This window comes from Bdellovibrionales bacterium (genome assembly GCA_019750295.1).
Taxonomy (GTDB): domain Bacteria; phylum Bdellovibrionota; class Bdellovibrionia; order Bdellovibrionales; family JAGQZY01; genus JAIEOS01.
Window position 1 is genome coordinate 1 of sequence record JAIEOS010000056.1, and the last position, 13,545, is coordinate 13,545.

The window sequence follows — 13,545 nt, forward strand, 5'->3', positions numbered from 1 at the left end:
GATCTTTTGGTTTTGCCACAGAGACTTATCGGGGAATTTTAGATTTCGTCAACAACACTGTTAACGCCCAACGTACGCTTCAACAACCAGGGTTCGACGATCTTTCTCTCAAGGATTTGAAATAATGTCGGCTTGTGAATACTCACAAAAAAATTGCGGACATCTGCTCCTAAATAATAACACTCCTTTTGCCAGTTATTGGTAGCCGATCTTAATCCACGGCTTAATCGATGGGAGCCATCTAATGTACCTCGCTCAGATATACAGGCGTAGGAATCTCGAATGAAGCTTGGCAAGAATCGATCCACGAGCCGATTAAAAATAATGTGGTGTACAACCCGATCGCGAAAAGTGGCCGACCAAATCTCGCGAATTTTTGGCTGTTCAATGACAAAAGCAATACTTCGCCCAATGACATAGCGATCTTCTTTTAGCTCCCAATAAAGATCGTAGAGATTGGATTCTAAATTAAACTCAAAATCCAGAGCGTAAACCGATCCGCGTTTCCCGCGACGACAACTATAGTAGGCTTCCACGACCTCAAGAAACTCCAAATCCATGAACGCTCCGAAAATATTTTTGTTTTAAGGGTGTCATCAAGGGGCTCTATCTCCGGACACAACGGACCCTGTTGGTATTGTTCTTATTATTGTTATTCTGGTAGCCGTCACTAAACCTCTGAATCCACGAATTGTTATTATTGTACTCCGTGGAGGACCAATAAAGGACAATACTCGACGAACATTGCGATGGGTCGCTCCTTGTACACAGTTCTCAAATTCTCGAGGCTGCGACTGCCAACTATGACTAGCTGACAAAATAGGTTGGTTTTTAAATAATTTTCTTATCGTTCCCAACCGGACCCATCCCGAGATGCGAGACGCTCGCTCAGTCAAGCCTTAACTCCACTGATTCTGGTACCCTTAATGACACATTTATATTTTTTAATCTAGAAAATATAAATTACAACTGTTTATATTTATAAAAATCATTTACTGCGAATCTAACACGTCGCTCAAATTATTTTTTTGTCAGTTATTTGCACTTTAAACTGCACCAAACTTTGGAGCGAAATATTGGAGGCCGTACACTTATTTCTTTGAGATGGATTTTTTCCAACCCTGAGACTGCTTGCTAATAGATTCGGTCATCTCCACAAGCGCTGCGTCGTGTTTCAGAGGAAGAATTTTTAAATCGTGCGCCAGACGGATCAGGAGCTCGATCACTTGGAGTCGTTCGAGCATTGTATCGATCACCGGGCTTTTATTTAATGCTGCGTTAGCTCGATAAATGAGGATCACAAGCTCTATCACTTCCTGCTGGAGGCTTTGCGCTAAAGTGAATTTGTACTCTCTCGGAAAATTTTTGGTGGCGACATTCACACGACCTAAAAGCTCGTAGGTCAGCTTGTAAATTGGCAGATGACGATAGCGCGACATATGTAAGTCTCTCTTAAAAAATCATTTTTTTTAAGTCGCCACCCCTAACGGGGTGGAAGAAAAATGATTAAATCATTGAATCATTCATTAAACGCTTTCGCGTTTAAAATCTCCGGACACAACGCACTCTGTAGGCAGTATTCTTACTACCGTTAGCCTGGAGGCCGTCACTAAACCTCTGAAACCCACGAATTAGCATTAACGTACTCCGTGGAGGACCAATACCAATTCCCATCTTGAACGAGCCCTGGAATACTTGCGCGATTGGTCCAAAATAAATTGAGCTCATAGCGATTGGGTAAATGCCAATCTGTATATCCACCGTAGCTGAGCCGATCACAGTATCTCGCAGCCGCATGATAACCACCTTGACCCGCAGAGGTTATAGCCACAATATTCGTAGTATTTTGACTACCGTAATACTGATCCGTATTGCTGGCGCCAAACCCTGTTCCCTCTGTGCTTGTATAGTTCGTGAGCCCAGGAATATCGTACCAGTTGCTAGTCCCATCGTTCCAATACTTCGTTAAGCTATCTGTGCCAGAGCAGGTTGGAGTAAAGTCCGCATTGGGCCAAGCTGACGCCCCTGAGCCTCCGCCTTGCTGACCTGCTGGGATTTCGCCACAGCCACCAGGAGTGGTCATGTACTTATCTGTACCGCTTCCAGAGGTCGCACCAGGGCTTAAGCTTCCTAAGAATATCGAACCACCTGCGCAGACAGCACCAGGGCTTGGGCTTCCTAAACAGGGGTCATTGATACTTGTCCAGTTGTCACCTGCCGTGGCCGTCCCGATATTACCTAAAGCATCCACCGCACGAACAAAAACTGTGTACTGCGTGCTTGTATCAAGGGTAATTCCCGTCACCGCAGCACCACTTGTATGATTGGTCCAATCGTAAATCAGCGCACTGTTAGAGGTTCTAATGATCCGCACCTGATGATTGGCCACTGTGCTACCGCCGCTATCTACACCTGCGGTATAAGTGATCGTAGGGCTTGTACTAAGATTACTCGGCACCGAGCCAAGCATCACACTTGTCGGAGCACTGGGACCAGTATTATCCACTTGGTAGGTCGATGATGGACCCGCCGCAGGAGCGGGATCACCCGTCGTACTTTGAGCCGTATTCGCCGCGATAGAAATATTTACCGTACCCGTGCCTGAGCAACCATTTACGGTCACGGTACGCGTACTTCCTGCACCTGTCACACTGGTCACGCTACAGCCTGTGGTGGCTGTGCCGCCTAAAGTGATGTTGCCAGTGGCTAAAGTGATGGTCGCCGTATCTGCACCGGATCCATAGGTGACCGTGAAGGTCACAGGGCCTGATCTCACTAAGCTTGAGCTCGGAGCTCCAATGGAAAGATTCGCCTGTGTGCCCGAGGAAATATTACTCCACGCTGTGGCATTACAAAACTCCATTTTCTTAAGCGTAGAGTTGTAGCGAATCGTACCTTCTGTTGTAGCATTACAGGCCGTCGCCACCGTGCCGATCTTAACACCACCCAGGGTGACGATATCGCTGCTAGCGCTGAGGGTGGTTGTTGTAACCCCGCCGCTTGAGTTGATGGCGCCCGAAGTCGCGAGTGTGGTTGTCGAAATTCCTCCAAGAAAAGTCTTAAGCCCTGCAAAACTTTGCGCAATCTGATTCACAATCCCGTCGGCTGTTCCACTGGCAGCGGGTAGTCTTGCCGCATCCACCACGCCTGTGGCAATAGCACCAGCAGATAAGTTTCCAATGGCCTGACACTGAAAAGTATCTGTAAGACTAGACCACAGAACAGTCTGCCCATTGGTGCAAGAGCCCATGCCTACGAAAGCGGAATTGCCTAAATTGTCTTTAATATCAAAAAAACGAATGTCCGATGGAGTCCACTCAGTACTTCCACCACCGACGTATTTTAAAAATTTGCCATCCACTGGTGCGGTTGCCGCAACATCGTAACCCTGGAGTTTTACCACCGTCGTCGCCACGGCACCGGACCCAGTGGATGTCACATCACCCGTGAGACTTGTCACTGATCCACTTGAGGCATTCGCCCAACTTAAAACCCCTGCGCCATTGGTACTTAAAATTTGGCCGTTTGTTCCATCCGTATTTGGTAAAGTCCAAACAACATTGGTACCCACGGTAGCTGGTGAGCGAAACGACACATAGTTTGAGGAGTCGCTATCCGCAAAACGAACTTCGCTTTGGGCATTTAAAGTTAAAGCGCCAGCCATATTATCGCCAGATTTGGCGAGCTTTTCGGTATCAAGCTCATTGATGGCTGTTTGTGCATTTGTAGCGGCAATATTTCCTGCCGCTGTATTAGTAATCTGTGTGGCTGTATAATCTCCAGCTTGCGCAGTCACGGCACCAGATCGCGTGAATACTGTGGTGACACCACCAGAGTTATTGTCCGTTGCACAAATCCATCGGTCATTGGTAGCATCCCATTTGAGCACTTCGTTCGTCAAGCACTCCATACCCGCTGGCATGTAGCTAAAGTACTCCGTCGGGGCTGAGGTTATTTTTGTAATACTTAATGAATTGATTTTTTGATTTGTCACTGCATTATCGGCGATATCTCCAGTCGCTATGGTGCCGTCATTGATATGAGTGCTTGTGATCCCGCCGGTAGCCACATCTAAGGTCACCGCACCGCTGGTTCCACCGCCAGCAAGCCCACTTCCAGCGATCACCGAAGTAATATCTCCCACACTGGCACTACTCCAACTGAGAACACCCGAGCCGTTGGTACTTAAAATCTGGCCATTAGTACCATCAGCAATCGGCAAAGTCCAAACAACGTTGGCACCCACCGTGGCCGGTGAGCGAAACGCCAAGTAATTGGAAGAATCACTGTCTCTAAAACGTAGTTCGTTTTGGGCATTGAGATTGATTTGTGAATTGGCTTCAAGTGTTGAATTCAAAGTTAAAGCGCCACTCATACTATCGCCAGCTTTTGCTAATTTTTCTGCGTCCAATTCGTTCACTGCCGCTTGGGTCGTTGTGGCTGAAAGATTTCCTGCCGCAGTGTTTGTAATTTGCGAGGCGGTGTAGTCTCCACTTTGCGCTATCACTGCACCCGTGCGAGAAAATACACTAGTGATGGTATTTGAGTTATTATCTGCTCCACACTCCCACTGCTCTAATGTATTGTTCCATTTTAAGGTCTCAAGGTTAGCGCAATTGGTATTATTGGGTTTGTATTTAAAAAATCTCGTGGCTCCATTTGCGATTTTATCTACACTGACAGTGTCGATCTTGGCGTCTGTCACCGCCAAGTTCGCGATATCTCCAGTCGCTATAGTGCCATCAAAAATATGAGTGCTTGTAATACCGCCCGTCGCTACGTCTAATGTAACAGCTCCGGCTGTACCGCCATTTGCAAGTCCGCTTCCAGCCATCACCGAGGTAATGTCCCCTGCACTGGCATTGCTCCAACTTAAAACTCCTGAGCCATTTGTACTTAAGATTTGCCCACTTAAACCATCCGTACCGGGCAAGGTCCAAACCACATTGGCCGTCACCGTGGTAGGAGATCTAAAAGCTACGTAGTTTGAAGAATCACCATCTGCGAAACGTATTTCATTTTGCGCATTTAAGGTCAAAGCGCCGGTCATCGCGTCGCCAGTTTTGGCGAGTTTTTCTGTATCGAGCTCATTAATTGCGGCTTGCAATGTGGTCGCAGAGATTGTTCCCGTCGGAGAATTTACAATCTGTGTGGCACTATAATCTCCGGCCTGGGCCGTCACGGCACCACTGCGTGTGAATACACTGGTCACACCACTTGAGTTATTGTCACTTCCGCAGAGCCAGCGATCGTTGGTCGCATCCCACTTGAGAACTTCACCACTTAAACACTCCGTCCCCGCAGGTCTGTAACCAAAATACTCCGCAGGGCCTGAGGTGATTTTAGTAATATTCAGAGAATTAATTTTTCCGTCAGTAACAGCACTGTCGGCGATATCCACTGTCGCTATGGTGCCGTCAAAAATCTCAGCCGTGGTCACTCCGCCTGTGGCAATGTTCAATGTCACACTTCCATTCACACCGCCGCCACTCAGTCCAGTCCCCGCCGTCACCGCCGTGATATCTCCTGAACCACCGCCCCCAGAGCCCACCGCTTGCGCTAAAGCTCCATCCCAGTACATCAGAGCATTGGTCTGAGAGTTGAACCACACCGCGCCTTCGTTGCTGGCGTTTAAACTTCCGACAAGTGTTGCTTCTTGGGCATTATCAAATTTACCTAAAGTGATGGTCGCAAGATTTTGCAGGGTGATGTGCCCCAGGTTTAAAACCTGGTTCCCACTCATATTGATGTTGCCCGACATCGTACCGCCAGAGAGGGGAAGCTTTGTCGCATCTGTGGATGAAGGAACCACCGCCTCCCAACGGTTTAAAGTCCCGTTCCACGACAGGACACGACCGCTGCCGATACCTGCACCAACGCCTGTAATGTCTAAATTTCGCCCGGCAATTTTGGTGTCGGAATAATTTTTAGTGGCCGCATCCTGCGCCAAAGTGGGCTCGGCTAAATTTTTTATCTGTTGGTTATTTAAATTTAACGGAGTTGTGGGGTTCCCCGAAGCTAGGTTTAAAAGTGTAGTGTAGTTCGTTCCACCTAAAAGATTTTCCAAATTACTCTGCGTCACATTTTGCCCAGAGTTGATTTGCACAAAATTATTGGGCGTTAAACCTTGGAGACTATTCGCGTACCAGGCATAGGGAGCGGCCTGAAGGTGAAAGTCTTGAGCTAAGGTGACAGCACCACCGCCATCGTTATAACTGATGCGAACTTTGCGAGTATGGCCAGAAAGAGCATTGTAACTGGATCCCGATAAGCAGGTCGTGATACCCGTAAAATTAAATCCGTTTTGAAAGACCGAAGCAATGCTCGATGTGTCCTCAAAATTTGAACCGCTCCGTATCCCTGCACCCACGTTGAGACTAAAGACGCCATCGGTGCCGAGCATATTGATAGAGTGTTGCTCTTCGTACATTAAGCAATCGTTGCTCGGCGAATAGATCTGAACCGTAAAAATGACGGGGTTGGCCTCTAAGGGCTGGCCGCTGGAGCGCGTGATCTGCCCTTGATACACGAAAGTCGATGGAACTTGAGCCTGAGCTTCAAAGCTTGTGCAAAATATTAAGACGCCCAAATATTTAAGAAGACTCAGCATACAGTCACTAGATCGGTCGAAAAGACCTTTAAATTAAGGAAAACTTAAAGCTTATGACAGTAGAACTGCTCCGAATCTTAGAACGTTTCAAAATAAGACAATATTGGGCTCTAAGAATTTACTCGTAAACCTCAATCTCACCCAGTTGAAAATGGAGGTTCCTATAGTTGTTTCGACTTAAGACGTGAGGGAGTATCAGTACTCCGTAGGTCTGGAGACACTAAAAACTAACGACTCTTTTCTTCTAGCGCAGTGACCCTCTCCTCCATGTCTTCTTGTCTGCGGTAAATTTGGTCGTAGCCATCGAGCACAACTCGATTTCGCGAATTCTGCTCTTCAACAATGGCATTGGTGCGGTGAATGGCGGCAATCACTAATTCCAATTTAGAATCCATCTGCGCGAATTTAGAATCCATCTGCGCGAATTTGGAATCCATCTCTTTTCTTAAGGACATCACTTCGAGCTTTACAGAGCTGATGTCGCTTTTGAGCTCGCTCTTGGTCTCAGAGAGCATTTTTTGGGTCACAGGGATATCTTGCGATTTCACAGGAGCTCGTAATCGAGAGGTTTGAGTTCGCGATTGAGCTGCTTTTTTCTTAGGCTTTGTCATCAATGACCTCATACTGCATCTTTACTCGAAGAGCCTTGGACTGTCCATCTCGATCCAGCAAAGTTGCAGTCAGTGGCCTGATAATTTGCGACCAATTGCATCCAGATACAGCAGAAGCTCGGAGACTCTCTGATCGGCAATGTCTGAAGGCCTCTTCGCAATGAGGTAATCAATATCGCTTGTACCTCCTGCGCAATCCCCCTAGGCTGTGGAAAATAAGATCATGGAGCACAAGTGCTACTCGACCGCCAATAACAAGCTGATATCGCCAGATTTACTCGTAAACCTCAATCTCGCTCATTTGAAAATGAAAGTTCCCATAGTTATCTCGACTCAACTCGTGAGGGATGATCAGTACTCCGTAGGTCAGGTCCCCTGAGGAGAGCCCAAGCTCTAAAGTTCCATTCACAGGTTGTTGCCCATAGGTGCCCAGTAGCACCCAGGCTGAATTGATGGAATTGGTTACATACACCGAATATCGCCCCGGAAAACAATGGGAGGCACCGTCATAATACCGAGCTTTGAGCACGAGCTTGCGAAGCTTAAAGGGCTGTGGAAGGGACCAGGCCGCGATAAACAAGTGATCGACGTTGTTGGATTGAGGTTGAGCGATGGAGCTAAACACAGTCCCACTATTTTGATCGATCAGATGAACTGCGGGCCAACCGGCTAGGGGTGAGCCCGCCTCAGCCATGGTCAACGAAACTCGGCGATACTGGGAGGGATCGGCCACCGGTGGTGGCGGTGGCGTCACTGGGACGATGGCCACGGGTGCGGGAGTCGGTGCCGGTGCCGGTGCGGGTGCGGCCGCCGCAGGTGTCTGGCCGCGGTGGAGAATTTCGCAAGAGCTCAATCCAAAGCACTCTTGATCTAAATCGAGATCCCGGCGATCATCCGCACCAATATTGAGATAGGCCACTATTTTTTTTCCCGGTCCTGTTGTCGGTGAGATAAGTTTTGTAAGTTCCTTGGGGGACAGGTCCCGTTGTGTAGTAGCCGTCCTGATTGGTGGGAGAGGATGAAAAGCCGTAGAAGGGATAGCCTGTGCTTGAAAGATAGGTGCTGAGCCCGGTTTGAAAGGCATCGATATTCATTCTCTCTGCGGCCACGGCCTGCCCTTGACTTCTCACAAACCCATTGAGCTTTCCCACCTGGGGGTGACCCATTTGCGGAAGAGCGATTTTTCCGAGATCCACAGAGTGTTTCCCTGAGCCGCTCCTTTGCGGGAAGGAGTTCACCGACACGCGCAGTCCGCCGTGGGAATTGGTGCGGGGGTCGTAGCCACCGGAGCTTCCGTAGGGATAAATTTCTAAAGCCACGTAGCTTAAGAGATTTTGCCAATTGTGAGGGACCACAGGGCCTGAGGTCTTGCACCAGCTCTGACCTGAGCAGTAGTTGTTATTTTCGCTATCGATAAATATTCCCGAGGGAAAGTTATTGCTGCCGTTAGAAAAAATCAGCACTTTGTAATAAGACACCGGTCCCACAGAGGACATGATACAAGCTCCGTAGTAAATGTCGTCGCTGTGGTGGCAGGGATTGTAGAGAGAGTCCCCTTTATCCCAGGCAATATCCACTCCGATATGACCTGAGCCTTCGGTGAGACCACCAAAGACAACGTTGGCGTATTGCGATCCTTGGGGGGAGTCTTCGGAGTTTAGAGACGCCGTTGATACGAAAGCTGAGACGTTGAATCGAGAGACTGCTGAAGAATGCATGAGAGTGGAGACAGAATCTTGAGATTGTCCTTGGGAGACTAATGACGGAGAGTGAGTTTTAAAATTTCCGCAGTTTTGAAATGTGAGAGCTGTAAACGAAAGTATTACGACAAGCAGCAAACAACGAAGTAAATGCCTCTTTATATTCTTCCCCCAAACGATCTTTAGCTTTCAGTTTGACATTGTGAAGAGGAGTTCAGCTAGATTGTATTTTCAAAAAGCAATAAAAGAGGATACAGGTCTCATTTTGAATCGGAGGACTTTTAAAACTTGATCCATGGGCTAAATTCGATGGTCATTTCGCTTTGAAAACGTCGAAGAAGGTGCAGGTAGTTATTTTGCAGTCGGCGCTTCTCTCGCCACAACTTGAGATTTTCAGCCGATCCTAAAACACCACCGTTAAAAATTAAATACACTTCTCGATATTGAACCACATGCCGAGCTGGAATCTTTTCTGAGACCACCTCATCTTCGTGAGCGATTCCAATTTTTGAAGTGTCCACACCGCGAATATCGACAACATGATACTGATAGGTGACGTAAACAATGGGAGGGGGCGGACCTTTTTTGATGAGTTTTATTCGACAAAATCGGATGTAATCTCCATAGGTGCTATCATCGGTCAAAAATTTCAGACCAAATTGGTCTATTTGGTTGTTCAAGCTGCCCTATAATGCAACTCGAAGTCTGTTTTAATGTAAAAATTTAGATGGAGAATAAATTGCAATTGACTAATATTAAATATTATGTAATATACGATATTAGTCATGCGTAGAACCTTCTTTCAAACACATTTGTTTTCAAGAAAAATCGACTCTCGCGGTGGGCAAGACCTTCTCCTGCGAATTGAGGAAGAACTTTTGAAAAATCCTGAGGCGGGCCCTGTTATTGCCGGAACAGGTGGCGTTCGAAAATTGAGGATCGAGGATGTTGATCGTAAAAAGGCAAAAGAGGTGGCTTTAGAGTTTTATACTTGGATTTATCAGGTATTCAGGAAACCTACCTTATAACTTTTTACGGTAAAGATGAAGCAGATGATCTCTCATTTGAAGGTAAACAATTGATAAGCCAGATCGTCGCAGCGATCAAGGCAAACAAATAAAAGGAGCATTTATGAGTTCAAAAAAAACAGTGAAACAGGACTTAATCGAAGGACTTAATGAAGTACTGGCCCACAAACATGGAAAAAAAATTCTAACTGGTCGAAGACGTGAACTCCCAAAGCCCGCTCCCGAGTGGAGTGCAAAAGCCATCAAGAACTTTCGCGAAAAAATACTCCAGATGAGTCAGACCGAATTTGCAGCGCTTTTAAATGTGAAGACGCCGACAGTGCGTGCATGGGAGCAAGGTCATAATATTCCTTCGGGAGCCGCCGCTCGTCTTATTGAGGCATTGAAGAAAGATCCGACACTTGTCGAAAAGCTAATTGCCTAATTTTAAAGATTAATTTTAATCAGCTATATTCGATTCGGCCTCCGGGGGATACTAACCCTCGGAAGCCTAATTTTATTTAATAATTATCTACTAGGCTTGTAAGCTTCTAGTTGAATGGATCTTTAGGCGTTGGATTTAAGCTGTCAGGCTTTGATACGAGCTGCGCGTCTCCAGAATCGCTCAATAGTTTTTGCCAAAAAATCGAGAACTTTTTAGTCGGCTTGCCAGAAAACTTACGTCTCCAGGTTTTCTATCGGATGACTAATAACGCCTACGATACGATTTCGGAGCATGAGAAGATTTCTGAAAACTGTGATCCTGCATTTATTCCCATCCGCGAGGCGCGATTAAAGTTTTTAGATCAAAAGATCGAGAACGCGCAATTTTTTGTGCCCGAGATTTATGTCTTTGTGCGAAGCGAAGCCTTGCAGCTTAAAAAGCGTCGTTTTTGGGAAAAACGAGCCGAGTTTGAAGGATTTCCCAAAAAAGAATTTGAAGAACATAAGGCGAAGTTTCAAATTTTAGCGTCGCAAGTGGAAGCCGCCTTACGCTCAAGTCAGCTGCACCCGCACGGTCTATCTCAAGATGAGTGGTATGGCTTATGTTTTTCGTACTTTAATTTTGAGAGATCAGAACTGATCGGTACGCCTAAACTTCGAGATCCATTTACTGGTATTAATCCGTCACTTCCCGCGCAGCTGGCACTCACGGATTTCTCGGTCTCTGAAAAGCATTTAGAATCAGGGAATCTTTTTTATCGGGCGGTAACCCTTGCACTCCTCCCGGAGAATGAAACTTTTCCTTCGATGATTGAGAGTTTAACCAAACTTAACTTTCATTACTGGATCAGTCAGAACATAAAAACTCTGGATCAACGTAAAGAGATCGAAAAGTTAGAGCTTTTACGACGGATCGCAAGCTCCATGGCCTCTGGAAGTCAAAATGTCTCAGATATTGAAAGCGAATCGAAACTTTCAAGCCTTGAGGATATTTTACGAGATGTGATGGCAGGTTCCGAGCGCCTTATCGCCTCTGACGTAAACATTATCTTTTGGGCTGAATCTAGAGACGAGCTTGAGAGAAAAACCGAAGAGATCCTGCAAGCCTTTCGCTCGATGGGTCAGGCCGAAGGGTTAGTAGAAACTTTTGCACTAGAGGATGTGTTCTTTAAAGCAGCGCCATCGGTGTGCGAAGGTTTTCGTCATAAACGAATGAAGACCTCAAATTGTGCACACCTGATGCCGCTCTATGCTCCCCTGGAGAGGCTCTAAAAGCCCGGTTGTTCTTTTAACCAATACCGAAGGAGCGCCGTTTTCTATAGATCCGTTTGCCAATGAACTTCCGAATTGGAACGGGCTTTGTTTTGGCGGTTCGGGAAGTGGAAAGTCCTTTACGATTTCCCAGCTCATGCTTCAGTTCTCAGCACAAGCGGATCGACCCAAGATCGTGTGGATTGATAATGGAGCTTCGAGCGAAAAGTTAATTGAGATCTTAGGGGGAGAGTTTATTGACCTACATTTAAATTCTGGCATTTGCCTTAATATGTTTGATCTTGAAAGTGGGGAATCAAAACCTACATCGAGCAAAATTAAACTGATCCTAGGCTGCCTGGAGCTTATCTTAAAAGATGATGACAAGTTCGGATTACCCAAAAGAGACAAGGGGCTTTTAGAAGAGGCAATTTTTAATTGTTACTCTAAGGCAGGTGGCAAAGTCCCCACCCTCTCTACTCTAAAGCAAACTCTGCGAGAGCATCCCATTAAGGAGATGCAAAAATATGCAGATATTCTTTATTCCTGGACTGGGGATACGGCCTTTGGACGAATGCTTGATGGGGAATCAAACGTTAAACTCTCAAAAGACCTCGTATCTATTGAGATCAAAGGCTTAGAGAACTACCGCGAGCTCAAAGACATTTTTTTACTTCTCCTTACGTCTTACATCAAAGACGAGGCTGCAAGCGATCTCTCTCGCCCGTATTTACTGATCATCGACGAAGCACAACGACTTTTTAAGGGCTCGCCTATGGGAAAAGAATTCGCCATTGATTGCTTTCGGGTTTTTCGTAAGTACAAGGGCGGCATCTGGTGCATCAGCCAGAACTACAAGGATTTTTTATCAGAACCGGAACTGGCGGATTCTCTCATGCCCAACACCACCTTTGTCTTCATTCTAAGACAACGGAAAATCGATTGGGACGATTTTAAAAATACCTTTGATTTTAACGACGCTCAGGTGAGTGCAGTTAAAGGTCTTGATATTGTGAAACGGAAATATTCAGAATTTTTCCTCATGCAGGATGAAAACCAGGCCATCGTGCGAATTGCGGCAGAGCCTTTAAGCTATTGGATCTGTACCACAGACGGAAGCGATAAATCACAGATTGAGGCCTTACGGCTTCAGAATCCCAATAAGTCGCTCATTGAAATTTTAACCGAACTTTCACTTAAGGAGAATTTATAAGAAAAATAAAACAGTGGGTCTTTGTGTCGATGGTGATGGCTGGAAACTTTATTCCACGCCCCGCCTTGGCCTTTACCGATGGCTCAGGGTGGGCGTCAGTGAGTTATCTCATAAAGATTTTAGAAGAAAATTATAAACGCTATAAACAGCTTCAATCCATGATCAATTCTTCGAATAGTTATTATGATTACATCAGGCTCTTAAATGCAGGCCTTGATAACTCCATAGGACTTTTAGATTCTTTACCGATTAAGGATGAGAAATTACTAAATGACATTCATCACTTTAAGCAAGCGGTGGATAAGATCGAGCTTCTTTATGGAAAAATCCCTAAAAGCCCGGAAGAGGCACTTCATTTACTCCATGATCAAACCGTGGCCGAGAGCCTTCGCATGGCGGGGGACTTTAAAAGCTTTTCCGAAATTCAAGAAAGAAACTCTGAAGTCATCGCTGGACAGGCTCGTTTGGCATCGCCTAAAGGAGCGGCACGAATGCAAGCTGAGACCAGCGCGGAGATTCTTCGCACCCTCTCGCAACTCATTCGTCTTAATACGCAAATACTTAAACTTCAGAGTGAGCAAATGGCCATGCAGAACAAGGCTGCAAAAGATGGCGTCTCAAGCTTTCAAAAGATCAATACGGACTTAGGTTCAGGATTTACAAACTTTAAGCCTGAGATGAAGCTCGTGAAATTCTAATGTTTGGATTT

Annotated in this window: 12 protein-coding genes; 5 read left to right on the forward strand and 7 right to left on the reverse strand. The window is 46.2% G+C overall.

Annotated features, from left to right (window positions below):
* Positions 1 to 38: 38 nt before the first annotated feature.
* The 7 genes from K2Q26_10210 to K2Q26_10240 form a co-directional block, all read right to left on the reverse strand.
* Positions 39 to 560, reverse strand: a complete 522-nt coding sequence (locus K2Q26_10210) for a hypothetical protein (GenBank protein MBY0315883.1) — start codon at positions 558 to 560, stop codon at positions 39 to 41.
* Positions 561 to 1,091: 531 nt separating this feature from the next.
* The gene (locus K2Q26_10215; GenBank protein ID MBY0315884.1) at positions 1,092 to 1,439 is read right to left on the reverse strand and encodes a four helix bundle protein; all 348 of its coding nucleotides are present in this window, start codon (positions 1,437 to 1,439) and stop codon (positions 1,092 to 1,094) included.
* Positions 1,440 to 1,609: 170 nt separating this feature from the next.
* Positions 1,610 to 6,610 carry a DUF1566 domain-containing protein gene (locus K2Q26_10220; GenBank protein ID MBY0315885.1) on the reverse strand — a complete coding sequence of 1,667 codons (5,001 nt, stop codon included), beginning with the start codon at positions 6,608 to 6,610 and terminating at the stop codon, positions 1,610 to 1,612.
* 227 nt (positions 6,611 to 6,837) lie between these two features.
* Positions 6,838 to 7,221: a hypothetical protein gene (locus tag K2Q26_10225; GenBank protein ID MBY0315886.1), complete on the reverse strand. Its 384-nt coding sequence runs from the start codon at positions 7,219 to 7,221 to the stop codon at positions 6,838 to 6,840.
* Between the two features lie 274 nt (positions 7,222 to 7,495).
* Positions 7,496 to 8,140 carry a hypothetical protein gene (locus tag K2Q26_10230; protein MBY0315887.1) on the reverse strand — a complete coding sequence of 215 codons (645 nt, stop codon included), beginning with the start codon at positions 8,138 to 8,140 and terminating at the stop codon, positions 7,496 to 7,498.
* A complete protein-coding gene (locus K2Q26_10235) occupies positions 8,112 to 9,059 on the reverse strand; it encodes a hypothetical protein (protein MBY0315888.1) in 948 nt (315 codons plus the stop codon). The genes K2Q26_10230 and K2Q26_10235 overlap by 29 nt, the downstream gene beginning before the upstream one ends.
* 143 nt (positions 9,060 to 9,202) lie before the next feature.
* Positions 9,203 to 9,601: a hypothetical protein gene (locus K2Q26_10240; GenBank protein MBY0315889.1), complete on the reverse strand. Its 399-nt coding sequence runs from the start codon at positions 9,599 to 9,601 to the stop codon at positions 9,203 to 9,205.
* Positions 9,602 to 9,799: 198 nt separating this feature from the next.
* Here K2Q26_10240 and K2Q26_10245 point away from each other — a divergent pair, with 198 nt between their 5' ends.
* From K2Q26_10245 to K2Q26_10265, 5 genes are all read left to right on the forward strand, one after another.
* Positions 9,800 to 9,949 (forward strand): hypothetical protein, encoded by a 150-nt coding sequence (locus tag K2Q26_10245; GenBank protein ID MBY0315890.1) that lies wholly within the window; start codon positions 9,800 to 9,802, stop codon positions 9,947 to 9,949.
* A gap of 103 nt (positions 9,950 to 10,052) precedes the next feature.
* Positions 10,053 to 10,373: a helix-turn-helix domain-containing protein gene (locus K2Q26_10250; GenBank protein MBY0315891.1), complete on the forward strand. Its 321-nt coding sequence runs from the start codon at positions 10,053 to 10,055 to the stop codon at positions 10,371 to 10,373.
* A gap of 110 nt (positions 10,374 to 10,483) precedes the next feature.
* Positions 10,484 to 11,644 (forward strand): hypothetical protein, encoded by a 1,161-nt coding sequence (locus K2Q26_10255; GenBank protein MBY0315892.1) that lies wholly within the window; start codon positions 10,484 to 10,486, stop codon positions 11,642 to 11,644.
* Entirely contained in the window at positions 11,622 to 12,836 is a 1,215-nt protein-coding gene (locus K2Q26_10260) for a hypothetical protein (GenBank protein MBY0315893.1), read from the forward strand. The genes K2Q26_10255 and K2Q26_10260 overlap by 23 nt, the downstream gene beginning before the upstream one ends.
* Before the next feature lie 23 nt (positions 12,837 to 12,859).
* Positions 12,860 to 13,534, forward strand: a complete 675-nt coding sequence (locus K2Q26_10265; GenBank protein ID MBY0315894.1) for a hypothetical protein — start codon at positions 12,860 to 12,862, stop codon at positions 13,532 to 13,534.
* The last annotated feature ends 11 nt before the right edge of the window (positions 13,535 to 13,545 follow it).

What these genes read in the sequence shown, in the direction of transcription:
- K2Q26_10210 (MBY0315883.1), bottom strand. Translation starts at nt 560, where the DNA reads ATGGATTTGGAGTTTCTTGAGGTCGTGGAAGCCTACTATAGTTGTCGT.
- K2Q26_10215 (MBY0315884.1), bottom strand. Translation starts at nt 1,439, where the DNA reads ATGTCGCGCTATCGTCATCTGCCAATTTACAAGCTGACCTACGAGCTT.
- K2Q26_10220 (MBY0315885.1), bottom strand. Translation starts at nt 6,610, where the DNA reads ATGCTGAGTCTTCTTAAATATTTGGGCGTCTTAATATTTTGCACAAGC.
- K2Q26_10225 (MBY0315886.1), bottom strand. Translation starts at nt 7,221, where the DNA reads ATGACAAAGCCTAAGAAAAAAGCAGCTCAATCGCGAACTCAAACCTCT.
- K2Q26_10250 (MBY0315891.1), top strand. Translation starts at nt 10,053, where the DNA reads ATGAGTTCAAAAAAAACAGTGAAACAGGACTTAATCGAAGGACTTAAT.
- K2Q26_10260 (MBY0315893.1), top strand. Translation starts at nt 11,622, where the DNA reads ATGCTCCCCTGGAGAGGCTCTAAAAGCCCGGTTGTTCTTTTAACCAAT.